The following is a 21,559-nucleotide window of genomic DNA, read 5'->3' as shown; positions in this document are numbered from 1 at the left end:
CAGTAGTCGACGGATCAACGGACCAGCCAGTAACCGCAGGTCCGACCGCCACTGTTCACAGCACGCGCGCGCTGCTTACGCTTGATCGCCATGGCACCCACACCGCCCCGTAACACGACCACGCGCGTCCACGTGGTCAGCGACGTCCATGGCAACGCCCGCGACCTCGCCAGGGCCGGCGAGGGCGCCGACGCCCTGATCTGTCTCGGGGACCTGGTCCTCTTCCTGGACTACGCCGACCACTCGCGCGGCATCTTCCCCGACCTGTTCGGCGTCGCGAACGCCGACCGCATCGTCGCGCTGCGCACCGCCCGCCGCTTCGCCGAGGCACGGGAGCTCGGGACGCGGTTGTGGGCCGGGGTCGACGGGGACCGGCGGGAGCTGATCGAGCGGGCGGTGCGCAGGCAGTACGCCGAACTGTTCGCCGCGTTCCCCACTCCGACGTACGCCACCTACGGCAACGTCGACGTGCCCCCGCTGTGGCCCGAGTACGCCGGCCCCGGCACCACCGTGCTCGACGGGGAGCGGGTGGAGATCGGCGGCCGCGTCTTCGGCTTCGTCGGCGGCGGACTGCGCACCCCGATGAACACGCCGTACGAGATCAGCGACGAGGAGTACGCCGCGAAGATCGAGGCCGTCGGCGAGGTGGACGTGCTGTGCACCCACATCCCGCCCGAGGTGCCGGAACTGGTCTACGACACGGTCGCCCGGCGCTTCGAGCGGGGCAGCCGCGCGCTGCTGGACGCGATCCGCCGCACCCGTCCCCGCTACGCCCTGTTCGGGCACGTCCACCAGCCGCTGGTACGGCGGATGCGCGTCGGCGCGACCGAATGCGTGAACGTCGGTCACTTCGCGTCGACGGGACGGCCGTGGGCGCTGGAGTGGTGACCGCGCGCGGCGGACCTGTGCAGGTGGGTAGTGGCATGTGCCCGCCGCGTGCGCGATAGCCTTCACGCGGCACACACGTAGCGGCCCGCATCCGGAGGAGCCACGGCGATGGCGGAACACACCAGCTCGAGCATCACCATCGAGGCGGCCCCGGCCGACGTCATGGCGGTGATCTCCGACTTCGAGCGCTACCCGGACTGGACGGGCGAGGTGAAGGAGGCCCAGGTCCTCGCGACCGACGAGCAGGGGCGTGCCGAGCAGGTCCGGCTCGTCATGGACGCCGGGGCGATCAAGGACGACCAGACCCTGGGGTACACCTGGACCGGCGAGCACGAGGTGTCCTGGACGCTGGTCAAGTCCCAGATGCTGCGCTCCCTCGACGGCTCCTACCTCCTCCGCCCGGCGGGCACGGGCACGGAGGTCACCTACCGGCTCACGGTGGACGTCAAGATCCCGATGCTCGGCATGATCAAGCGCAAGGCGGAAAAGGTCATCATCGACCGAGCCCTGGCCGGCCTGAAGAAGCGGGTCGAGTCGAAGTAACCCAGCTGCGGGCCGCAGTGCCGCCCCGTAGCTGCGGGCAATCGTGCTTCCCCCAGTGCCTGAACGGGCCTGGGAGGTACCCCCAGGCGGCACGGGTGGGCGCAGCGGCACCCCGCAACGCCGGGCAGCGCACCCCGCCGGTCACCAGCCCAACCGGCGGAGCCCCCAGGTACCGTTCACCCCCATGCGCACCCTCCTGATCACGGGCCCCGGCGGCACCGGCCGCACCACCGTCGCCGCCGCCACCGCGCTCACCGCCGCCCGCGAGGGCACCCGAACCCTCCTCCTCGGCACCGACCGCGACGACACCCTCGGCGCCGTGCTTGGCCTGCGCACCGGCCCGGCGCCGACCCCCGTGGAACCCGGCCTCACCGTCTGGCGCCCCGACGCCGCCCAGGGCTTCCGGGACGGCCTCGCCGCCCTTCAGGACCGCGCCGCCTCCGCGCTCGACCTCCTCGGCGCCTCCCGCCTCGACCCCGAGGACCTCACCCCGCTGCCCGGCGCAGAGGACCTCGCCCTGCTGCGGGCCCTGCGCGAGGCCGCCCTCGCCGAGGCGCACGACCTCCTCGTCGTCGACCTGCCGCCCGCGCCGCGCGCCCTCGCCCTGCTCGCCGCGCCGGAGGAACTGCGCCGCTGCCTGCGCCGCCTGCTCCCGCCCGAGCGGCAGGCCGCCCGCGCCCTGCGCCCCGTCCTCGGCCGGCTCGCGGGCGTCCCCATGCCGGCCGAGGCGCTGTACGAGGCCGCCGCACGCTGGGACCTGGAACTGGCCGCCGCCGAGGCCGTACTGGCCGACCGGCACACCGTCGTACGGCTGGTCGCCGAACCCGGACCGGCCGGGGCCGACGCCGTCCGCGCCACCGCGCTCGGCCTCGCCCTGCGCGGCCTGCGCACCGACCTCCTGGTCGCCAACCGAGCCCTGCCCGAGGACGCCCCGGCGGACAGCTGGCTCAGCGGCCCCCTCGCGCAGCAGCGCAAGACCCTGGAGGAGTGGCGCGGGGACCACGACGTCCGAGCCGTCGCCCATCTGGGCCGTGACCCGCGCGGCACGGACGACCTCGCGGTCCTCGACGTGCCCGGCGTCAACGCGGACGCCTCCCCGGTCGAGTGGCCCGTCACCGACCGGCTGGCCGAGGACGGCGTGCTGGTCTGGCACATCCCGCTGCCCGGAGCCGTGCGCGAGGACCTCGACCTGATCCGCCGCGGCGACGAACTGGTCGTCGCCGCCGGGCCCTTCCGCCGCGTCGTCCCGCTGCCCTCCGCACTGCGCCGCTGCAGCGTCGACGGGGCCGCGCTGCGGGACGGGACTCTCGCCGTCCGGTTCGCGCCGGACCCGGAACTGTGGCCGCGGGGACGCTGACCCGACAGGACTCGACAGGACCCGTCGGAGCCCGGGTCCGTTCGGGTAACGTCGTAAGGACGAACCGTAGTCAGGAGTCCGTCATGAGCGAAGAGCTCCCCCCGTCCGAGGCCCCCCGCCCCGACGAGGCCGACGCGGTCGACGAGACGCGAGCGACCGACGCCGACGCCTGGGCCACGGCGTGCGCCGAGGACCTGGAGGCGGAGAAGGCCCGCCGCCGTGCCGAGTACGGGCCGCCGCCCGGCTCCGCCGCCGAGGAACTGCGCCGGCTCGTCGACACCGTCGCGGACAAGCTGTCCGGTCTCCAGTCACCGCTGCTCGGCCAGATCGCCGGCCCCGCCGCCCAGCAGGTGGTCCGGCAGGTCGTGCAGCAGGCGAAGGCCGCCGTCGAACCGGTCATCGAGCGCAACCCGGACCTGTTCGACCACCTCGCCGCCGCCGGCGGCGAACTCCTCGCCGCCTACCGCTCCGCCGTCCAGAACCAGGAACGCCGCTGGACCACCGGCGACACCGCGCCCGGAGATCCACGCGACCCCCGTGACCTGGACGAACGCGACGCCGACGGCCGCGACGACGGCGACGAGGGCACCGGCCCGGGCCAGCGCATCGACCTGGACTGAGCCCCGCCTCGGGTACGGTTGCCCTTAGCGGGGCTCGACCGAACTGAGGGATTCATGGGACTCACCATCGGCGTCGACATCGGCGGCACGAAGATCGCGGCCGGCGTGGTCGACGAGGAAGGCAACATCCTCTCGACCCACAAGGTGCCGACCCCCACCACACCCGAGGCCATCGTGGACGCCATCGCCTCCGCGGTGGAGGGCGCGCGCGTGGGACACGAGATCGTCGGCGTCGGCATCGGTGCCGCCGGATACGTCAACCGTCAGCGCTCCACGGTCTACTTCGCGCCCAACATCGACTGGCGCCAGGAGCCGCTCAAGGAGAAGGTCGAGGCCCGCGTCGGCCTCCCGGTCGTCGTGGAGAACGACGCCAACGCCGCGGCCTGGGGCGAGTACAAGTTCGGCGGCGGCAAGGGCCACCGCAACGTCATCTGCATCACCCTCGGCACCGGCCTCGGCGGCGGCATCATCATCGGCAACAAGCTGCGCCGAGGTCACTTCGGCGTGGCCGCCGAGTTCGGGCACATCCGCATGGTGCCCGACGGTCTGCTGTGCGGCTGCGGTTCGCAGGGCTGCTGGGAGCAGTACGCGTCGGGCCGGGCGCTGGTGCGGTACGCCAAGCAGCGTGCCAACGCCACCCCCGAGCGCGCCGAGGTGCTGCTCGCACTCGGTGACGGGACCCCCGACGGCATCGAGGGCAAGCACATCTCGGTCGCCGCCCGCCAGGGCTGCCCGGTCGCCGTCGACTCCTACCGGGAGCTGGCCCGCTGGGCCGGTGCCGGCCTCGCCGACCTGGCCTCGCTCTTCGACCCGTCGGCGTTCATCGTCGGCGGCGGCCTCTCGGACGAGGGAGACCTGGTCCTCGACCCGATCCGCAAGTCCTACAAGCGCTGGCTGGTCGGCGGCAACTGGCGCCCGGTCGCCGACGTCGTCGCCGCCCAACTCGGCAACAAGGCCGGCCTGGTAGGCGCGGCCGACCTGGCCCGGGAGCCCGACCCGATCATGTGACGATCACCTTTTGATCGACGGGACCCGTCCCACCCCAAGGGGCGCGGGGAACTGCGCGACCAGCCACGACGAACCGGCAGTCGCCCACAGACCTCGCGCCCCGACCCATGAGGCGCCTGATCATGCGTTCCCGTAAATTGACGGCATGGCAACGTCCCTCCCCGCCCTCCCCAACTCCCGCACCGAGCCCGACGGTTCCGCGGTCATCCGCGTCCTGAGCTACAACATCCGCTCACTGCGCGACGACACCGACGCCCTCGCCCGCGTCATCACGGCCTGCGCGCCCGACCTCGTCCTCCTCCAGGAGGCCCCCCGCTTCTTCCGCTGGCGCAAGAAGATCACCCGGCTCGCCGCCGCCTGCGACCTGGTCCTGCTCTCCGGCGGCGGAACCGCCGCCGGCCCCGCGCTGCTCTGCTCCCTGCGGGCCACCGTCGAGCGCACCGAGGACACGCTGCTCCCGCTCACCCCCGGCCAACACCGCCGCGGCATCGCCGCCGCCGTGGTCCGGATCGGCGGGGCCCGTCTCGGCGTCCTCAGCACCCACCTGTCCCTGGACGCCGACGAGCGCCACGACCAGGCCGGGCTGCTCCTCGACCACCTGGCCGCCCTCGGCGTGAAGCACGCGGTGGCGGGCGGCGACCTGAACGAGCGCCCCGGCGGGCGCACCTTCCGGCGGCTCGGGGACGGGCTGCGCGACTGCTGGACCGCGGCGCCCAGGGGCGGCGAATACACCTTCCCGGCCACCGCCCCGGACCGCCGTATCGACGCGGTCTTCGTCACCGAGGGCGTCGAGGTGCTGGGCTGCGGGGTGCCGTCGGGACTGCCCGGGGTGGCCGAGGACGACCTGAGGGCGGCCACGGACCACCTCCCGGTCCTGACCGCCCTCCGCGTACCCGCGACCGCCTGACCCGGAGGACCGGGGGTCCGGCCGCCGCCCGGCTACACCACCGCGCCCCGCCCCGGATCGTCGTCGTCCTCCTCGCCCGTGCGCATCCGCATGAACAGGGTGGCGAAGCCGCCGAGGAAGCCGCCGATGCTCAGGGTCGTCAGCCACCAGGTCATGTCCCAGCCGAGCACCACCGCCAGCAGGAGCAGCACCGGACCGCCGACCACACCCAGCCAGGCGAACTTCGCCGTGGGGTCGGCATCGGGCAGCGGTGGCGGCTCGGGCGGCACGAAGTGGCCCTCGTCGTCCGCGTCGAAGTCGTCGTCGGACGGCTCGGCGGGCGTGTGGTCGCGCGGGCCGACGCCGGGCGCGAAGGCGACCGAGCTGCCCAGCGGCCGGTCCGAGGCGGGCCGGTCCGCCGAGGGCTTCTCGTCGTTCACCTCCGGCTCCAGCAGCGCCAGGTCCTCGACCGACTTGAACGGCTTGGCGCCCGGCGGGTCCGGGGGCTCCTCTCCGTACCCGGCGACGATCGCGGCCCAGGCGGCGTCCTCGTCGATGGGCACGTCCTGTGCCTCGGGGCCGCCGTCCGCCGCGCGCTCCCGTCCCTCGCGGTGCTCCCGCTCCAGGTCCCGCTCCTCGCGCTCCTCGCGGTCCTCGCGGTCGGAGTCGTGCTCAGCCACCTGCGGTCGTCCCTTCCTTGCCGAGACCGGACTCCGGTTCCCCGACGGAACCGGGCGCGAGCCGGCCGATGAACGCGACGCTCTCCGCGAAGATCCGGTCCGCATCGTGGTCCAACGTCGCCACGTGGTAGCTCTGTTCCAGCAGGATCTCCGTCACGTCCGTCGACGACACCCGGCCCAGGATCCGCGCCGAGTCGGCCGGCGGCACCACGTGGTCCTGCGGACTGCGCAGCAACAGCAGCGGCTGGGTCACCTGCGGCAGGTCGCCGTCGGCGAGACGGAAGAAGGCGCGCAGCGAGTGCGCCGAGTGCAGCGGCACCTTGTCGTACCCCAGCTCCGTGCTGAGCGGCTTGGCGATGTCGCTGGCGATGCCCTTCGTCGCGGGCACCAGGTGGCGCAGGACCGGAAGGGCGTGCTGGGCGACGCCGTGCATCCGGTTCGCCGGGTTGACCACGACGACGCCCGACACCGCGTCCCCGTGCTTGGCGGCGAGCCGCAGCGCCAGCGCGCCGCCCATGGACAGCCCGGCCACGAAGACCCGCGCGCAGCGCTCGCGCAGGACCCGCAGCTCGCGGTCCACCTCCGCGTACCAGTCCTGCCAGCCGGTGACCTGCATGTCCTGCCAGCGGGTGCCGTGCCCGGGCAGCAGCGGCAGCGACACGGTCAGGCCGCGCGCGGCCAGGTGGTGGGCCCAGGGGCGCAGCGACTGCGGGGAGCCTGTGAAGCCGTGACAGAGGAGGACGCCGACCTCACCGCCCTCGTGGCGGTACGGCTCGGCTCCGGGCAGGACCGACACGTCTCGGTCTCCTGTCGTCAGGGATACTCGCGGGTCTTTCACCGTACGCGACCGCACTGACACCGACCAGGGCCGTCGGGGCCATTGACGGCGCCGCGGGTTAAGGTCTGACCCACAGACATGGGAGGCACTCGGTTGTTGTACGGCGCGATGAAGGTCACCGTCGGGGGGTCGCTGAAGCTCGCCTTCCGGCCCTGGGTGGAGGGCCTGGAGTACATCCCGGCCGAGGGGCCCGCCATTCTGGCGAGCAACCACCTGTCGTTCTCCGACTCGTTCTTCCTGCCCGCCGTCCTCGACCGCAAGGTGACCTTCATCGCCAAGGCCGAGTACTTCAACACCCCCGGGGTCAAGGGCCGGCTCACCGCCGCCTTCTTCAAGGGGGTCGGTCAGCTCCCGGTGGACCGTTCCGGCGCGCGCGGTGCGGGCGAGGCCGCCATCAAGAGCGGCATGGAGGTCCTGGAGCGCGGCGAGCTGTTCGGCATCTACCCCGAGGGCACCCGCTCCCCGGACGGCCGCCTCTACCGCGGCAAGCCGGGCGGTCTCGCGCGCGTGGCGCTCGCCACCGGCGCGCCCGTCGTCCCGGTCGCCATGATCGACACCGAGAAGATCCAGCCGCCCGGGCAGGTGATGCCGAAGCTGATGCGGCCCGGCATCCGCATCGGCAAGCCGCTGGACTTCTCCCGCTACCAGGGCATGGAGCACGACCGCTTCGTGCTCCGCGCGGTGACCGACGAGGTCATGTACGAGATCATGAAGCTCTCCGGCCAGGAGTACGTCGACATGTACGCGACCGCCATGAAGCGGCAGCTCGCGGAGGCGGCGAAGGCCGAGAAGGCGGCCAAGGGCGACAAGGCGGCCAAGGGCGACAAGGCGGCCAAGGGCGACAAGGCCGAGAAGGACCGGGCCGGGACGTAGCCCGGGAAGGGGGGACGGACATGGCCAGGCGCGAGAGAGTCATGCGGATGTCGGTCGAGCAGCCGCTGTGGCGCGCGCTCGCCGGCTACCGCGTGCTCACCATGCTGTACGCGATCGGCTTCTTCGCCACCGCCTACTCCGGCTTCGCCCGGCCCTGGCTCGCCGTCGCCTACTACGCGGTCCTGTTCGTCTGGACCCTGGCCACCCTCCCCAGGGTTGCGAACGCCGCGAGCTGCACCAAGCGGTTCCTTGCCGCCGACCTCACGGTCGCGCTGACCGGCATCCTGCTCACGCCCTTCGCCGACGCCCACGAACGCGTCATGGACGGCGGACCGACCCTGCCGTCGATATGGACCGCCGGCTCCGTGCTCGCCTTCGCCGTCAAGGGCGGCTGGCGCTGGGCCGCCGTGGCCTCCACCCTCGTCGCCGTCGCCAACCTCGTCGAACGCGGCACCCCGGCCCGTGACACCGTCCACAACGTCATCCTCGTCTGGGTCGCCTCCATCGCCATCGGCTACGTCGTCGAGGTCGCCCGCGCCTCCGAGCGCACCCTCGCGCGCGCCCTGGAGATCGAGGCGGCGACCAGGGAACGCGAGCGGCTCGCCCGGGACATCCACGACAGCGTCCTCCAGGTGCTGGCGATGGTGCAGCGCCGGGGCGCCGTCATCGGCGGCGAGGCGGCCGAGCTGGGCCGGCTGGCCGGTGAGCAGGAGGTGGCCCTGCGCACCCTGGTCTCCGGCGGCCTGGTACCCGTCTCCAGGGTCTCGGAGGACGCCGCCGAGGGCGCGGTCGTCCGGGTGGTCGAGGAGCCGGAGGGGGCGGACCCAGACGGCCCCGCCGATCTGCGCGCGCTGCTCGCCCCGTACGCCGGGTCCCTGGTGAACCTCGCCGAACCGGGCGCTCCGGTCCTGCTGGCCCCGGCTGCCGCGCGGGAGCTGGCCGCGGCCGTGGGCGCCGCGCTGGACAACGTCCGCGAGCACGTCGGTGAGCAGGCGCGCGCGTGGATCCTGGTCGAGGACGAGCCGGACGAGGTGGTCGTCACCGTCCGCGACGAGGGGCCCGGCATCCCGGAGAGGCGGCTCGCCGAGGCCGAGGGAGAGGGACGGCTCGGCGTGGCCCTGTCGATCCGCGGCCGGCTGCGCGACCTCGGCGGCACGGCCGAGCTGATCTCGGTGCCCGGGCAGGGCACCGAGGTCGAACTGAAGGCACCGAAGAAGACCGTCGGTACCACCGCGCGGGGGAAGGCAGCGAACCATGAGTGAACGACGGGAACCCGAACGACAGGAACCCGAACGGCAGGAATCGGAACGGCAGGAACCGGAACGACCGGAGCACGGGCGGCAGGACCGTGACGGGCAGCAACCTCGGCGACAGGATGAGATCAAGGTCATGGTGGTCGACGACCACCCCATGTGGCGCGACGCGGTCGCCCGCGACCTCGCCGAGTCCGGCTTCGAGGTGGTCGCCACCGCGAGCGACGGCGACCAGGCGGTGCGCCGCGCCCGCGCCGCCGCCCCCGACGTCCTCGTGCTCGACCTCAACCTGCCCGGCAAGCCCGGCGTCCAGGTCTGCAAGGAAGTCGTCGCCGCCGACCCGCGGCTGCGCGTGCTCGTGCTCTCGGCGAGCGGGGAGCACGCCGACGTGCTGGAGGCGGTGAAGTCCGGCGCGACCGGGTACCTGCTGAAGTCGGCCTCCACCGAGGAGCTGCGGGACGCGGTGCGCCGTACGGCCGCGGGGGACCCAGTCTTCACCCCGGGGCTCGCCGGACTGGTCCTCGGCGAGTACCGCCGCCTCGCCTCCGAACCCGCGCCCGCCGCGGGCACCGACGACCCCGGCGCGCCCCGGCTCACCGACCGGGAGACCGAGGTGCTGCGCCTGGTCGCCAAGGGCCTGAGCTACAAGCAGATCGCCGAACGCCTCGTCATCTCGCACCGCACCGTGCAGAACCACGTCCAGAACACCCTCGGCAAGCTCCAGCTGCACAACCGGGTGGAGCTGGTGCGGTACGCGATAGAACGGGGTCTGGACGACGCGTGACCCGCGCGGGACAGTGGAGTGGCCTCAACCACCCACTGTGGCAAGGGGATTACGCGATGAAGGTCGGAGTACTGACCGGAGGCGGCGACTGCCCCGGGCTCAACGCCGTCATCCGGGCCGTCGTCCGCAAGGGCGTCCAGGAGTACGGCTACGACTTCACCGGCTTCCGGGACGGCTGGCGCGGCCCCCTGGAGGGCGACACCGTCCCGCTCGACATCCCAGCCGTCCGCGGCATCCTGCCCCGCGGCGGCACCGTCCTCGGCTCCTCGCGCACCAACCCGCTGGGGCAGCGGGACGGCATCCGGCGCATCAAGGAGAACCTCTCCGCACTCGGCGTCGACGCGCTCATCACCATCGGCGGCGAGGACACCCTCGGTGTCGCCACCCGCCTCGCGGACGAGTACGGCGTGCCCTGCGTCGGCGTTCCCAAGACCATCGACAACGACCTGTCCGCCACCGACTACACCTTCGGCTTCGACACCGCCGTCGGCATCGCCACCGAGGCCATCGACCGGCTGCACACCACCGCCGAGTCCCACATGCGCGTCCTGGTCGTCGAGGTCATGGGCCGGCACGCCGGCTGGATCGCGCTGCACTCGGGCCTGGCCGGCGGCGCCAACGTCATCCTCATCCCCGAGCAGCGCTTCGACGTCGAGCAGGTGTGCACCTGGGTGACCTCCCGCTTCCGGGCGTCCTACGCCCCGATCGTGGTCGTCGCCGAGGGCGCGACGCCGCGCGACGGCGACATGGTGCTCAAGGACGAGTCGCTGGACTCCTACGGGCACGTCCGGCTGTCCGGGGTCGGCGAGTGGCTGGCCAAGCAGATCGAGAAACGCACCGGCAAGGAGGCCCGCACCACGGTCCTCGGGCACGTCCAGCGCGGCGGCACCCCCAGCGCCTTCGACCGCTGGCTCGCCACCCGCTTCGGCCTGCACGCCATCGACTGCGTGCGCGACGGGGACTTCGGCAAGATGGTCGCCCTGCGCGGCACGGACATCGTCCGGGTCCCCATCGCCGAGGCCACGGCGCGGCTGAAGACGGTCGACCCGGCGCTGTACGAGGAGGTCGGCGTGTTCTTCGGCTGACACCCGGCCGAACCGGCCGCTGACCGGCGACGGCGAGCCCCGGCCCGTATATTCGGCCCGGAGCCCACCACGACGGGAGCGGTCATGGAGATCCTTGCCTTCGGCGTCCAGGCCGACGAGAAACCCCTGATCGAGCGGGCCTTCCGCGACCACGAGGACGTCCGCTGCCTGGACGTCTTCCTCAACGAGGACACCGCCCCCATCGCGGCCGGCCACGAGATCGTCTCCACCTCCGTCAACGCCGACCTCGGCGCGGCCGTCCTGGAGATCCTCGCGGCCGGCGGCACCCGGATGGTGGCCCAGCGCTCCACCGGCTTCAACAACGTCGACCTGGACACCGCCGACCGGCTCGGCATGACCGTCGCCCGGGTGTCGTACTACTCGCCGTACTCGGTCGCCGAGTTCGCCTGGGCCCTCGCCATGGCCGTCAACCGGCGGATCGTGCGCGCCTCCATCCGCACCCGCGACTTCGACTTCCGCCTCGACGGCCTGATGGGCCGGGACCTGCACGGCCGCACCGCCGGCGTCCTCGGCACCGGCAAGATCGGCGAGGCATTCGCCCGGATCGCCCACGGCTTCGGCATGCGCCTGCTCGGCTGGGACGTCGCCGAGAACCCGGCCTGCGCCGAACTGGGCATGCGCTACGTCCCGAAGGACGAGCTACTCGCCCGCTCCGACCTGATCACGCTGCACGTGCCGCTGATGGCCGAGACCCGGCACCTGATCGACGCGGCCGCCCTGAAGGCGATGCGGGACGACGCCATCCTGATCAACTCCAGCCGCGGCGGCCTGATCGACACCGCGGCCCTCGTCGGCGAGCTGCGCGCGGGCCGCTTCGCGGGCGTGGGCCTCGACGTCTACGAGGCCGAGGCGGGCCTGTTCTTCCTCGACAAGTCCCTGGAGGCCGTCGAGGACGACACCCTGGCCCGCCTCGTCACCTTCCCGAACGTCCTGGTCACCTCGCACCAGGCGTACTACACCGAGGACGCCGTCGGCCAGATCGTCGACGCCACGGTGCGCAACGTCCTCGACTACCGTCAGGGCCGCCGCTCGGAGAACGTGCTCGTCCCGCGCAGCTGACCGGCCAGCTCCCGCACGATCGCCGTGCCGTTCATCGTCAGCACCGACTCGGGGTGGAACTGGACGCCGGCGAAGCCCGGCCCGCGCAGCGCGTGCACCTCGCCGTTCGCGGCCCGGCTCACCTCGATGCCGCGTGCGGCCAGCCCGGTGGCCGCCCGGTCGTCGCAGCGCGCGGTGAAGCTGTTGTAGAAGCCGACCGTCTCCGGCCGCCCGAACAGGTCGATCCCGGTCTGCGCACCCTGGTACGGCACCTCCTTGCGGGCGATGCCGAGCCCCAGCTCCGCCGCGATCAGCTCGTGCCCGAGGCAGACGCCGAGGACGCCGTTCCGGTTGGCGCCGAGCACCTCGGCGGTCAGGGCCCGCAGGAAGCGCATCTTCGGGTCGGCCGGGTCCGTGGGATCACCGGGCCCGGGACCCAGCACCACCGGGCCGCCCTCGTGCCCGAGCGCCGCCTCGCGCAGCCCGGGCTCGTCGTACCGCCGCACGCTCACCGCCAGCCCGGAGGAACGCAGCAGGTGGGCGAGCATCGCCGTGAAGGTGTCCTCCGCGTCGACGACCAGGGCGTGCCCGGCGAGCGCGGCCGACGGCTCCTGCATCCGCAGCCAGAACGGGGCCAGCGAGGCGCGGCGCCCGTCCAGCGCGGCCCGCACCCGGGGGTCGTCCGCCAGCCTCGGCCGCCCCGCCTCCGTACGCGGCCGGGACGGACGTACGCCCAGCGCCGCCAGCACTCCGGCCGCCTTGGCGTGGGTCTCCGCCACCTCGCCCGCCGGGTCGGAGCCGCGCACCAGGGTGGCGCCGACCGGCACCCGCAGCCGTCCGTCGGCGTCGATGTCGGCGGTGCGGATCAGGATGGGGGAGTCGAGGGTCTGGGATCCGGCCGCCCCGCCGGGCCCGTCACCGGGGTCGCGCCCGAGCAGGGCCAGCGCGCCCGCGTAGTAGCCCCGCCCTCCGGCCTCGTGCCGCTCGATCACCCGGCAGGCGTTCTGCACCGGGGAGCCGGTGACCGTCGCCGCGAACATGGTCTCCCGCAGCACCTCCCGCGCGTCCAGGGAGGACTTCCCGCGCAGCTCGTACTCGGTGTGCGCGAGGTGCGCCATCTCCTTGAGCCGCGGGCCGACGACCACTCCGCCCATGTCGCCGACGGTGCACATCATCTTCAGTTCCTCGTCGACGACCATCGACAGCTCCTCGATCTCCTTGCCGTCGGCGAGGAAGCCGAGGAGGTGCTCGGGCGTCGGACCCTCGGCGGGGTAGCGGTACGTGCCGCTGATCGGGTTCATGACGACGGTGCCCCCGGACATCCGCACGTGCACCTCCGGGCTGGCGCCGACCAGCGTGCGGTCCCCGGTGTGCACGACGAACGTCCAGTACGCGCCCCGCTCGCCCTCCAGGAGACGCCGGAACAGCGCCAGCGCGTCGGCCCGCCCGAACCCGGGGATCCGGCCCTCGTACGTCCGCCGGATCACGAAGTTGGCGCCCTCGCCCCGCCCGATCTCCTCGTCGAGGACCCGGCCGACGATCCGCGCGTACTCCTCGTCGCCGACGTCGAAGCCGCCGCCCTCGACCCGGACCCGGTGCGCGGGCAGCCGCTCCAGCGCCTCGGCGAGCGGGATGTCGTGGCGCTCCTCGGGGGTGAGCATCAGCAGCGGTGTGCCGTCGTCGCGGACGTCGAAGCCGCGCTCGCGGATCTGCCGGAAGGGGACGAGCGCCAGCCCCTCGTCGGGCAGGTCGGCGAGCCGGTCGTGCTCCGTGACCGGGCCGACCAGCAGCTCCACCAGGTCGTGGTCGTGGCCGGGGGCCCGGCGGCGGAGCAGGGAGAAGGGGCGGGGGTCGGCCAGGAGGTCGTCGAGCGGTGTCCCGGGAGATGACGTGGGCGGTGTCATGGGTGGTGTCCCTCTGTTGTCCAGGAGGGACGGGCCCGGTCGCGGAAACACCGAAGGCCGCCCCTCGGGCGGCCTTCGCGGAGTCTTGCGTCGCGCGCAGTCAGTGGGCCGCCGGATGAGCGGTCCACCACCAGTTCTGGGTCGAGTGCGCGAACATGCCGCCGACCCTAGCGCATCCGCGCGCGGGACGGCGGCGTTCGGCTCAGATGATCATGCCGTACGTGTTCCAGCCGCCGCCGACCCTGGCGCGGGCCTTGAACGGCGCCGCGGCGTTGCCGGTGCCCTGGTAGTACCAGAGCACGCCGTCCTTGTCGCGGGCGACCAGGTCGGGAACCCCGTCGCGGTTCAGGTCGCTCGGGCCGTTCAGCACGTCGTAGACCGACCAGCCGCCGCCGATCCTGCTGCGGCCCTCGAACGGCGCCGCGGCGTTGCCGGTGCCCTTGTAGAGCCACAGCACACCGCTCTTGTCGCGGGCGATCACGTCCGCCCGGCCGTCACCCGTGAGGTCACCGGTGTCGGCCAGCGCGTTGTAGACCGACCAGCCGCCGCCGATCCTGGACTTGGTCTCGAAGGGTGCGGAGGTGCTGCCGGTGCCCTTGTAGAGCCAGAGCACGCCGCTCTTGTCGCGGGCGATCAGGTCCGGCCTGCCGTCACCGTCGAGGTCACGGGCGCCGATGATCGTGTCGTAGACGGACCAGCCGCCGCCGACCCGGGCGCGGGACTCGAACGGCTCCGTCATGTCGCCGCTGCCCTTGTAGTACCAGAGCACGCCGCTCTTGTCGCGGGCCACCATGTCGCCGGTGCCGTCGGCGCGCAGCGCCGTCATCGTGGTCACCGCGTTGTAGGCGTTCCAGCCGCCGCCGATGCGGAAGCGGCCGAAGAACGGCGAGGACGCGCTGCCGGTGCCCTGGTACTGCCACAGCACGCCCGAGGAGTCCCGGCCGAGGACGTCGTACCGGTCGGTGCCCGGGTCGGGCGCGGTGCCCTTGGCCAGCTGGACGTCGGCCGTGCGGACGTAGCCGATGCGGTGGTTGAAGCGGATCGGGTAGTACGTGGTGTTGCCCACGACCACCGTGCGCGAGCCCTCGCCCGAGCCGTCGATGTTGCCGCTGTTGTAGTACGAGCCCTTCATGGCCCCGCCGGCCAGGGCGTACTTCTGCCCGGCCAGAACGCCGTACTTGGTCAGCGACTCGTTGTTCTTGCTCTGGACCGGCACTCCGGTGCCCGTGTACGCGCTGTCCTCGGGGTAGGCGCGCCCGTACACCGGGATGGAGCTCGCCCCGGCCTTGGCCGTGACCACGTCCGGCGTGCCGACGGCGGTGGCGGACTGGCCGCCCCGGTTGTAGAACCATGCCTTCTTGCCGCCGTACCAGATGGCCGTCCAGTCCTGCCGGGCCTCGGCGACCACGAACTCGCCGCCGGCCAGGACCTTGTTGCCCCAGTTCCAGCCCTCGGTCCAGGTCTGGCTGCCCAGGTACGGGTCGGTGAGCGTGGCCGAGGAGGTGGACGGCGAGGAGTACAGGTAGGTGAAGTTCGCCGGCTGCTTCGGGACCGAGGAGCCGCCGTTGGTGATCTTCGGCTGGTTGGCCGTGGTGAACGGCGGGACGACGCGGATCACCTGGCCCGCCTTGTACGGGCCGCCCGGGCCCTCGGCGCCGGTGGGGGCGCCCAGCAGGTCCATGTAGTGGTTCCAGTCCCAGAACGGGCCCGGGTCCCAGTGCTGGGACTTCACGTTGCCGTCCAGGACGCCCGGGACCTCGTCGTGGCCGAGGACGTGCTCACGGTCCAGCGGGATGTCGTACTTGCCGGCCAGGTACTTCACCAGCGCGGCCGAGGACTCGTACTGCGGCTCGGTGTACCAGCTGCCGTCCTTGATCGCGTAGCCCTCGTGCTCGATGCCGATCGAGTGCATGTTGAGGGTCTTGTTGGCCGCGTGCCACGCCTCGTTCTTGTTCTCGACCATCTGGGTGACCAGACCGTCGGAGGCGCGGATCAGGTAGTGGGCGCTGGCGTAGGACAGCGAGTTCTGGAAGACGCCCAGGGCGCTGCTGTAGCTGCCCTCGGTGTCGTGGATCACGATCGAGGTGATCTCGTGCCCGGCCGTGGGGCGGCTCGCGACGTTGTAGTTGCCCCAGTCGTCGATGCCGCCGTTCTGCTTGTAGGCGGCGGGACGGAAGTCGCAGTTCAGGCCGGACGGGCACTCGGGGGCCGGGGCGGCGGAGGCCGCGGCCAGCTCCAGGTCCGTGGTCTTCTTCGGCTGCACCGCGGGGTCGGCGGGCAGGCTGAGCGACTGGCCGTCGGCGGTGACGCGCTGCTCGCCGGTCTTGATCGAGTCGAACACGCGCCGCGCGAACAGCTGCGCGCCCTTGGTGTCCGGGGCCTGGCTGGCGCGGGCCACCGCCGGGTACCAGGCGCCGGGGTCCTCGGGCAGCGAACCGGTCGCGTCCTTCTGGTACTTGGCCAGCAGTGCGGCGCCCGCCCGGATGCTCTCGCCGGTGTCGCTCTGCACCTTCTCGGCCGACGTGTCGATGAGGCCGGCCGCCTCGTCCAGGGTGTGCAGCCGCGGGTCGTCGGTGTCGACGGGCTTCTCGTCGAGGCTCTTCAGCGCCTTGTCGGCGTCGAAGTGCTGCTCGACGACCGGGTCGCCGCTGCGGTTCATGTGCTCGAGCCGGTGCTCGCGCTCCTCGGCGGCGCCGTCGTTCTCCAGACTGTCCTCGTCGACGTCCGTGAGCCCCATGACGTTGTAGGCGCCGGTGGTGCTCGGCAGCCCGTCGTGGTCCTCCCAGCGCGTCTGCCGGTACGAGACCGCCATCAGCACGCTCTGCGGGACGTCGAACTCCTCGGCCGCCTGCTCGAACTCGCTCTGCAGCCGGGCCCCCGGGGCCACGGCCGCCTGGGCCTGGTCCGAGCCGAGCAGTCCCGGCGAGGCCAGGGCCAGGCCGCCGGCCGTGGCGGCGACGGCCACCGCCGAGGCGACGCCGTAGACGAGCAGTCTCTTCTTCTTGCGGTCCCTGCGATGATCCGCGCTCAAAACCCCACCCCGGTATGCGCTCGATATGAATATGTACGAGAGTCGTCTGTGATCCGAACTCACGAGGCGCGTGAGGTTACCAACCCGGTCGCCGCGGACCGCACCGGGGTCCCGTCTCACCTGTCGAGCCGGGCGAAAACGGCATGGCGCGACCCCGTAGGGTTGAGGGGTGACCGTGAACGCTAAGACCAGCCCGAGCGCTGGCAACACCTGGCGAGACCTGCCCGCGGCGCAGCAGCCCGAGTACCCCGACACCGAGGCTCTGCGCGCAGTGATCGCGGACCTCGAGTCGTATCCGCCGCTCGTCTTCGCGGGCGAGTGCGACCAGCTGCGCGCCCGGATGGCGGCCGTCGCCAAGGGAGAGGCGTTCCTCCTCCAGGGCGGCGACTGCGCGGAGGCATTCGACGCGGTGTCCGCGGACCACATCCGCAACAAGCTCAAGACGCTGCTCCAGATGGGCGCCGTCCTCACCTACGCCGCGTCCGTGCCGGTAGTGAAGGTCGGCCGGATCGCCGGCCAGTACTCCAAGCCGCGCTCCAAGCCGACCGAGACCCGCGACGGCGTGACCCTGCCGACCTACCGGGGCGACTCGGTCAACGGCTTCGACTTCACCGAAGAGGCCCGGATCCCGGACCCCGAGCGGCTGAAGCGGATGTACCACGCCTCGGCGTCCACGCTGAACCTGGTGCGCGCCTTCACCACCGGCGGTTACGCCGACCTCCGGCAGGTGCACGCCTGGAACCAGGACTTCGTGAAGTCCTCGCCCTCCGGCCAGCGCTACGAGCAGCTGGCGCGGGAGATCGACAACGCGCTGAACTTCATGCGGGCGTGCGGGACGGACCCGGCCGAGTTCCAGACCGTGGAGTTCTTCTCCTCGCACGAGGCGCTGCTGCTGGACTACGAGTCGGCCCTCACCCGTGTCGACTCGCGCACGGGGCAGCTGTACGACGTGTCCGGGCACATGGTGTGGATCGGTGAGCGCACCCGGCAGCTGGACCACGCGCACATCGAGTTCGCCTCGCGGATCCGCAACCCGATCGGGATCAAGCTCGGCCCGTCCACCACGGCCGAGGAGGCGCTGCAGTACATCGAGCGGCTGGATCCAGAGCGTGAGCCCGGGCGGCTGACCTTCATCGTCCGGATGGGCGCGGACAAGATCCGCGACAAGCTCCCGGAGCTGGTGGAGAAGGTCACGGCGTCCGGCGCGACGGTCGCCTGGATCACCGACCCGATGCACGGCAACACCTACGAGGCGGCCTCCGGTCACAAGACCCGCCGCTTCGACGACGTGCTCGACGAGGTCAAGGGCTTCTTCGAGGTGCACAAGTCGCTCGGCACCCACCCGGGCGGCATCCACGTCGAGCTGACCGGCGACGACGTCACCGAGTGCGTGGGCGGCGGCGACGAGATCTTCGTCGACGACCTGCACCAGCGCTACGAGACGGCCTGCGACCCGCGGCTCAACCGGAGCCAGTCGCTCGACCTGGCGTTCCTGGTGGCGGAGATGTACCGGGACCAGTGACGGTCCGCCCCCCGGAGGGCGGGTGAAATGGGGCGCGGGTCACACGGGATCCGCGCCCCTCCCACTTTTGCCGGCCTTGCGCGATGGGTAAGGTTAGGTTTGCCTCACCGATCATTCGGGCCCTCCGGTCGTCGGTACGGCACGACCTTGTACCCCGCCCGGGAGGTGAACCGCGTGTTCGTCTGCAGCTGCTTCGGTGTCACCGAGGAACAGGTGAAGAGCCACGCGGAGGCCGGGGCCTGCACCCCCCGGCAGATCGCCTCCGCCTGCAAGGCGGGCACCGACTGCGGCGGCTGCGTACGGCGCATCCAGGCCCTGCTCGGGCGCGGCGCCTGCCCCCGCCGGCAGCTGGCCGACCAGGGCGCCCCGGTCCTCTCGGAGCTTCCCGAGGCGGCCTGAAAGCCTGCCCCCCGCTTTAGAGCGAGCCCGGTCCGGACGGGTCCGGCTGGGACTGCTCGATCACCGTCGACAGGTAGAGCGACTCGCCCAGCTTCTCGATCAGGTCGAGCTGGGTCTCCAGGTAGTCGATGTGGTGCTCCTCGTCGGCGAGGATCGCCTCGAAGACGTTGGCCGACGTGATGTCGTGCTTGGCCCGCATCACCTCGATGCCCCGGCGCAGCCGGTCGATCGCCTCCAGCTCGATCTCCCGGTCGGCCTGGAACATCTCGGTCACGCTCTGGCCGACCCGCACGTGGAAGAGCCGCTGGTAGTTCGGCAGGCCGTCCAGGAGCAGGATGCGGTCGGTGAGTACCTCGGCGTGGCGCATCTCGTCGAAGGACTCCGCGCGCGTGTACTTCGCGAGCTTGGTCCAGCCCTTGTGGTCCTGCAGCTTCGCGTGCAGGAAGTACTGGTTGATGGCCGTGAGCTCGGCGGTCAGCTGCTCATTGAGGAACTCGATGACTTCCGGGTCGCCCTGCATCGCTTGACGCTCCTTCGAACGGGAACAGGCGTGTTGCGCGGCATGATTGCACCGGCGTCGAAGATCGTCCAGTAAGTCTTGACTTAGTAAGTAAGTACAGGCTTAGTCGGCTTCGTCGCTATTATTGACGTTTGCCCGAATGTAAGTGAGGTGGGTCGGGGGCATCGGCCCGGGTCTGTCAGGATGGAGGCATGGGTCAGCCGGTGGAAGACGGATCGGGAGAAGACGGTTCGCAAGGAGCGTCGCGGTTCGAGCTCCCACCCGGGCAGCGGCTGCAGCGCGGCTGGCCCGTCACGCACTACGGACCGGTCCCCAAGTTCCGCCCCGAGCGCTGGGAGTTCCGGGTCTTCGGCGCCACCACCGACGACGAGAAGCACGGCTGGACCCACGACGAGTTCACCGCCCTGCCCTACACCACGGTCGTCGCCGACCTGCACTGCGTCACGAAGTTCAGCATGCTCGGCGCCGAGTGGGGCGGTGTCCCGGCCGCCACGATCCTCCGGCTCGCCCCGCCCGCGCCCGACGTCACCCACGTGATGGTGTGGGCCGAGTACGGGTTCAGCTCCAACCTCCGGCTGTCCGACTTCGCCGCCGGGCGCACCCTCTTCGCCACCCACAAGGACGGCGAGCTGCTCACCGCCGAGCACGGCTTCCCGCTGCGGCTGATCGTCCCGCACCTGTACGCCTGGAAGGGCCCGAAGTGGGTGCGCGGCATCGAGTACATGACCGCCGACCGGCGCGGCTTCTGGGAGGAGCGCGGCTACCACAACATCGGCGACCCCTGGAAGGAACAGCGCTACTCCTACCAGGAGGAGCCCGGGGACGGCCCCGAGCTGTGACCCGGCCCCGGCGGGCGGATCAGCCGTCGCGCAGCTTCTTCAGCCGCGCCACGTCCGCCGCGTGCCCCTCCTTGCCGCCCGGCGTCTCGATGACCAGCGGCACGCCCTCGGTCGCGGGGTGCGTCATCAGCGCCCGGAACGGGTCCTCGCCGATGTGACCGGCGCCGATGTTCTCGTGCCGGTCCTTGTGCGCTCCGGCCACGTCCTTGGAGTCGTTGGCGTGGATCAGCTTCAGCCGGCCCTCGCCGACGGTGTCCACCAGCAGGTCGAGGGTCCGGTGCATGCCGGAAGGGCCGGTCAGGTCGTGGCCGGCCGCGAAGATGTGGCAGGTGTCCAGGCACACGCCCAGCTTCGGATGGGCGTCCAGCGCCTCGAAGTACGGCCCGAAGTCCCAGGTCCGCGAGCACAGGGAGGAGCCCTGTCCGGCGGTCGACTCCAGCAGCAGGTACGGGTCGTCGTCGTGGGTCAGCTCGTCCAGCAGCGGCAGCATGTGCTCGCGCACCTGCTTCAGCGCCACCGAACGCTCCCGTCCGCCGGTCGCGCTCCCGGTGTGCACCACCACGCCGAGCGCGCCGATCGCCCGCCCGCGCCGCAGCGAGTGCCGCAGCGACTCGACCGACCGCTCCACCGTCGCCTCGGTGTGCGAGCCGAAGTTGATCAGGTACGGCGCGTGCACGTACGCCGGGATCGACGCGGCCGCGCAGGCTTCGCGGAAGGCCTCGTCCTGCTTCGGACTGCCGGCCGGTGTGGCCCAGCCGCGCGGGTTGGCGACGAAGACCTGCACGGTCTCCGCCTCCAGCTCACGGGCGTGGGACAGGCCGACGGAGTGCAGCCCGCCGGCCACGGGGACGTGGCCGCCGACGGGGTTGCGCGGCACGGGGGAGGGGGATGCGGTGCTCATGTCCGCACCAAGGATGCCAGGACGTGTGGACGGGCCCCGGATGAGGGTACGACTGCACCAGCGCACCGGCGCTGCCGAGCCTGGGGAGGGTGCACATGGGGGACGTCGTCAGCTTCGCGCTGCCGGACGGCGGCCGGGTCCTGGTCGAACCGGTCGACGAGGACGTCTACGGACTGCAGGAGATCTCGGTCAACGGGAGCACGGTCGTCCGGCGTGCCCAGGAGGGCCTCGGCGACGCCCTCGACGGCATCCGGCGCATGGCCGCCGAGGCGCACAGCCGCATGACGTCCCTGGCCGTGGCTCCGAAACGGCTGGAGCTGGAGTTCGGGGTGAAGCTCAGCGGGGAGGCGGGTGCCGTCGTGGCCAAGGCGACCGGAGAGGCCCACCTGATCGTGCGTGCCGTGTGGGAAAGCTGAGGGGCCCCATGCCCGGCGGACCGGGTGTCCGGATCCGGCCGCGGGGGAGTGAGGCCCTCTCCCGCACCGCGCCCGGATCCGCCTACCATGCTCGGGCGGCGGTGTGCCGCGGCGCGGGGCCGGATGCCGGACGTCCCGGACGCAGGAGGGGGC

General features: G+C 72.2%; 22 protein-coding genes. 15 read left to right on the top strand and 7 right to left on the bottom strand.

What is annotated here, in order from left to right; translation table 11 throughout:
• Window positions 1–90: 90 nt before the first annotated feature.
• The 6 genes from IE258_RS30775 (at window position 91) to IE258_RS30750 (ending at window position 5,323) form a co-directional block, all read left to right on the top strand.
• Window positions 91–888, top strand: coding sequence for a metallophosphoesterase family protein (locus tag IE258_RS30775; RefSeq protein WP_159330104.1), 798 nt, complete (start codon window positions 91–93; stop codon window positions 886–888).
• A 108-nt stretch (window positions 889–996) separates the two neighbouring features.
• Entirely contained in the window at window positions 997–1,431 is a 435-nt protein-coding gene (locus IE258_RS30770; RefSeq protein ID WP_189748981.1) for an SRPBCC family protein, read from the top strand.
• A gap of 184 nt (window positions 1,432–1,615) precedes the next feature.
• Window positions 1,616–2,788, top strand: coding sequence for an ArsA family ATPase (locus IE258_RS30765; protein ID WP_189748980.1), 1,173 nt, complete (start codon window positions 1,616–1,618; stop codon window positions 2,786–2,788).
• Between the two features lie 83 nt (window positions 2,789–2,871).
• Window positions 2,872–3,408 carry a DUF5304 domain-containing protein gene (locus IE258_RS30760; protein WP_189748978.1) on the top strand — a complete coding sequence of 179 codons (537 nt, stop codon included), beginning with the start codon at window positions 2,872–2,874 and terminating at the stop codon, window positions 3,406–3,408.
• Window positions 3,409–3,462: 54 nt separating this feature from the next.
• Window positions 3,463–4,416 (top strand): ROK family glucokinase, encoded by a 954-nt coding sequence (locus tag IE258_RS30755; RefSeq protein WP_031035803.1) that lies wholly within the window; start codon window positions 3,463–3,465, stop codon window positions 4,414–4,416.
• Between the two features lie 145 nt (window positions 4,417–4,561).
• Window positions 4,562–5,323, top strand: coding sequence for an endonuclease/exonuclease/phosphatase family protein (locus IE258_RS30750; RefSeq protein ID WP_189748976.1), 762 nt, complete (start codon window positions 4,562–4,564; stop codon window positions 5,321–5,323).
• Between the two features lie 32 nt (window positions 5,324–5,355).
• Here IE258_RS30750 and IE258_RS30745 read toward each other — a convergent pair whose 3' ends face one another.
• Both IE258_RS30745 and IE258_RS30740 read right to left on the bottom strand, forming a co-directional pair.
• The gene (locus tag IE258_RS30745; protein WP_159330099.1) at window positions 5,356–5,982 is read right to left on the bottom strand and encodes a hypothetical protein; all 627 of its coding nucleotides are present in this window, start codon (window positions 5,980–5,982) and stop codon (window positions 5,356–5,358) included.
• The gene (locus tag IE258_RS30740; RefSeq protein ID WP_189748974.1) at window positions 5,975–6,778 is read right to left on the bottom strand and encodes an alpha/beta hydrolase; all 804 of its coding nucleotides are present in this window, start codon (window positions 6,776–6,778) and stop codon (window positions 5,975–5,977) included. Before IE258_RS30740 ends, IE258_RS30745 begins: the two co-directional genes overlap by 8 nt.
• A 150-nt stretch (window positions 6,779–6,928) precedes the next feature.
• On the opposite strand from IE258_RS30740, the gene IE258_RS30735 reads away from it, so the two are divergent.
• The 5 genes from IE258_RS30735 to IE258_RS30715 all read left to right on the top strand — a co-directional run bounded on the left by IE258_RS30735 (window position 6,929) and on the right by IE258_RS30715 (window position 11,895).
• Window positions 6,929–7,693, top strand: coding sequence for a lysophospholipid acyltransferase family protein (locus tag IE258_RS30735; protein ID WP_189749024.1), 765 nt, complete (start codon window positions 6,929–6,931; stop codon window positions 7,691–7,693).
• A gap of 20 nt (window positions 7,694–7,713) precedes the next feature.
• Window positions 7,714–8,955 carry a MacS family sensor histidine kinase gene (gene macS / locus IE258_RS30730; protein WP_189748972.1) on the top strand — a complete coding sequence of 414 codons (1,242 nt, stop codon included), beginning with the start codon at window positions 7,714–7,716 and terminating at the stop codon, window positions 8,953–8,955.
• Window positions 8,956–9,082: 127 nt separating this feature from the next.
• Complete coding sequence (locus IE258_RS30725) at window positions 9,083–9,730, top strand: response regulator (protein WP_189748971.1); 648 nt, start codon at window positions 9,083–9,085, stop codon at window positions 9,728–9,730.
• Window positions 9,731–9,786: 56 nt separating this feature from the next.
• Window positions 9,787–10,815: a 6-phosphofructokinase gene (locus tag IE258_RS30720; RefSeq protein ID WP_189748969.1), complete on the top strand. Its 1,029-nt coding sequence runs from the start codon at window positions 9,787–9,789 to the stop codon at window positions 10,813–10,815.
• A gap of 84 nt (window positions 10,816–10,899) precedes the next feature.
• Window positions 10,900–11,895 carry a 2-hydroxyacid dehydrogenase gene (locus IE258_RS30715; protein WP_189748968.1) on the top strand — a complete coding sequence of 332 codons (996 nt, stop codon included), beginning with the start codon at window positions 10,900–10,902 and terminating at the stop codon, window positions 11,893–11,895.
• Here IE258_RS30715 and IE258_RS30710 read toward each other — a convergent pair.
• The 3 genes from IE258_RS30710 to IE258_RS30700 form a co-directional block, all read right to left on the bottom strand.
• Window positions 11,853–13,778 (bottom strand): anthranilate synthase family protein, encoded by a 1,926-nt coding sequence (locus IE258_RS30710; RefSeq protein WP_189748966.1) that lies wholly within the window; start codon window positions 13,776–13,778, stop codon window positions 11,853–11,855. The genes IE258_RS30715 and IE258_RS30710 overlap by 43 nt on opposite strands.
• Window positions 13,779–13,878: 100 nt before the next feature.
• Complete coding sequence (locus IE258_RS42110; RefSeq protein ID WP_071528813.1) at window positions 13,879–13,935, bottom strand: trp operon leader peptide; 57 nt, start codon at window positions 13,933–13,935, stop codon at window positions 13,879–13,881.
• A 45-nt stretch (window positions 13,936–13,980) separates the two neighbouring features.
• The gene (locus IE258_RS30700) at window positions 13,981–16,809 is read right to left on the bottom strand and encodes an N-acetylmuramoyl-L-alanine amidase (RefSeq protein ID WP_189748964.1); all 2,829 of its coding nucleotides are present in this window, start codon (window positions 16,807–16,809) and stop codon (window positions 13,981–13,983) included.
• Between the two features lie 169 nt (window positions 16,810–16,978).
• Here IE258_RS30700 and IE258_RS30695 point away from each other — a divergent pair, with 169 nt between their 5' ends.
• The gene (locus IE258_RS30695) at window positions 16,979–18,331 is read left to right on the top strand and encodes a class II 3-deoxy-7-phosphoheptulonate synthase (protein WP_042825976.1); all 1,353 of its coding nucleotides are present in this window, start codon (window positions 16,979–16,981) and stop codon (window positions 18,329–18,331) included.
• A 165-nt stretch (window positions 18,332–18,496) separates the two neighbouring features.
• A complete protein-coding gene (locus IE258_RS30690) occupies window positions 18,497–18,730 on the top strand; it encodes a (2Fe-2S)-binding protein (RefSeq protein WP_164883559.1) in 234 nt (77 codons plus the stop codon).
• A gap of 16 nt (window positions 18,731–18,746) precedes the next feature.
• On the opposite strand, the gene bfr is transcribed toward IE258_RS30690, so the two are convergent.
• On the bottom strand, window positions 18,747–19,250 hold the full coding sequence (gene bfr, locus IE258_RS30685; protein WP_127894764.1) for a bacterioferritin: 504 nt from the start codon (window positions 19,248–19,250) through the stop codon (window positions 18,747–18,749).
• 191 nt (window positions 19,251–19,441) lie between these two features.
• Between bfr and IE258_RS30680 the strand changes: the two genes are divergently transcribed.
• On the top strand, window positions 19,442–20,089 hold the full coding sequence (locus IE258_RS30680) for a sulfite oxidase-like oxidoreductase (protein ID WP_127894763.1): 648 nt from the start codon (window positions 19,442–19,444) through the stop codon (window positions 20,087–20,089).
• A gap of 19 nt (window positions 20,090–20,108) precedes the next feature.
• Here the strand turns inward: IE258_RS30680 and IE258_RS30675 are convergent, their stop codons facing one another.
• A complete protein-coding gene (locus IE258_RS30675; protein WP_189748962.1) occupies window positions 20,109–20,990 on the bottom strand; it encodes a deoxyribonuclease IV in 882 nt (293 codons plus the stop codon).
• A gap of 95 nt (window positions 20,991–21,085) precedes the next feature.
• Between IE258_RS30675 and IE258_RS30670 the strand changes: the two genes are divergently transcribed.
• Window positions 21,086–21,406, top strand: a complete 321-nt coding sequence (locus IE258_RS30670; protein ID WP_127894761.1) for a CU044_2847 family protein — start codon at window positions 21,086–21,088, stop codon at window positions 21,404–21,406.
• Window positions 21,407–21,559: the final 153 nt, after the last annotated feature.

Source organism: Streptomyces tendae (assembly GCF_014650435.1).
GTDB lineage: Bacteria > Actinomycetota > Actinomycetes > Streptomycetales > Streptomycetaceae > Streptomyces > Streptomyces tendae.
This window is presented reverse-complemented; position numbering and strand designations above follow the sequence as displayed.

What these genes read in the sequence shown, in the direction of transcription:
- IE258_RS30710 (WP_189748966.1), bottom strand. Translation starts at nt 13,778, where the DNA reads ATGACACCGCCCACGTCATCTCCCGGGACACCGCTCGACGACCTCCTG.
- IE258_RS30760 (WP_189748978.1), top strand. Translation starts at nt 2,872, where the DNA reads ATGAGCGAAGAGCTCCCCCCGTCCGAGGCCCCCCGCCCCGACGAGGCC.
- IE258_RS30735 (WP_189749024.1), top strand. Translation starts at nt 6,929, where the DNA reads ATGAAGGTCACCGTCGGGGGGTCGCTGAAGCTCGCCTTCCGGCCCTGG.
- IE258_RS30775 (WP_159330104.1), top strand. Translation starts at nt 91, where the DNA reads ATGGCACCCACACCGCCCCGTAACACGACCACGCGCGTCCACGTGGTC.
- IE258_RS30715 (WP_189748968.1), top strand. Translation starts at nt 10,900, where the DNA reads ATGGAGATCCTTGCCTTCGGCGTCCAGGCCGACGAGAAACCCCTGATC.
- IE258_RS30670 (WP_127894761.1), top strand. Translation starts at nt 21,086, where the DNA reads ATGGGGGACGTCGTCAGCTTCGCGCTGCCGGACGGCGGCCGGGTCCTG.
- IE258_RS30675 (WP_189748962.1), bottom strand. Translation starts at nt 20,990, where the DNA reads ATGAGCACCGCATCCCCCTCCCCCGTGCCGCGCAACCCCGTCGGCGGC.
- macS (WP_189748972.1), top strand. Translation starts at nt 7,714, where the DNA reads ATGGCCAGGCGCGAGAGAGTCATGCGGATGTCGGTCGAGCAGCCGCTG.
- IE258_RS30680 (WP_127894763.1), top strand. Translation starts at nt 19,442, where the DNA reads ATGGGTCAGCCGGTGGAAGACGGATCGGGAGAAGACGGTTCGCAAGGA.
- IE258_RS30750 (WP_189748976.1), top strand. Translation starts at nt 4,562, where the DNA reads ATGGCAACGTCCCTCCCCGCCCTCCCCAACTCCCGCACCGAGCCCGAC.
- IE258_RS30755 (WP_031035803.1), top strand. Translation starts at nt 3,463, where the DNA reads ATGGGACTCACCATCGGCGTCGACATCGGCGGCACGAAGATCGCGGCC.
- IE258_RS30720 (WP_189748969.1), top strand. Translation starts at nt 9,787, where the DNA reads ATGAAGGTCGGAGTACTGACCGGAGGCGGCGACTGCCCCGGGCTCAAC.
- bfr (WP_127894764.1), bottom strand. Translation starts at nt 19,250, where the DNA reads ATGCAGGGCGACCCGGAAGTCATCGAGTTCCTCAATGAGCAGCTGACC.
- IE258_RS30765 (WP_189748980.1), top strand. Translation starts at nt 1,616, where the DNA reads ATGCGCACCCTCCTGATCACGGGCCCCGGCGGCACCGGCCGCACCACC.
- IE258_RS30725 (WP_189748971.1), top strand. Translation starts at nt 9,083, where the DNA reads ATGGTGGTCGACGACCACCCCATGTGGCGCGACGCGGTCGCCCGCGAC.
- IE258_RS30770 (WP_189748981.1), top strand. Translation starts at nt 997, where the DNA reads ATGGCGGAACACACCAGCTCGAGCATCACCATCGAGGCGGCCCCGGCC.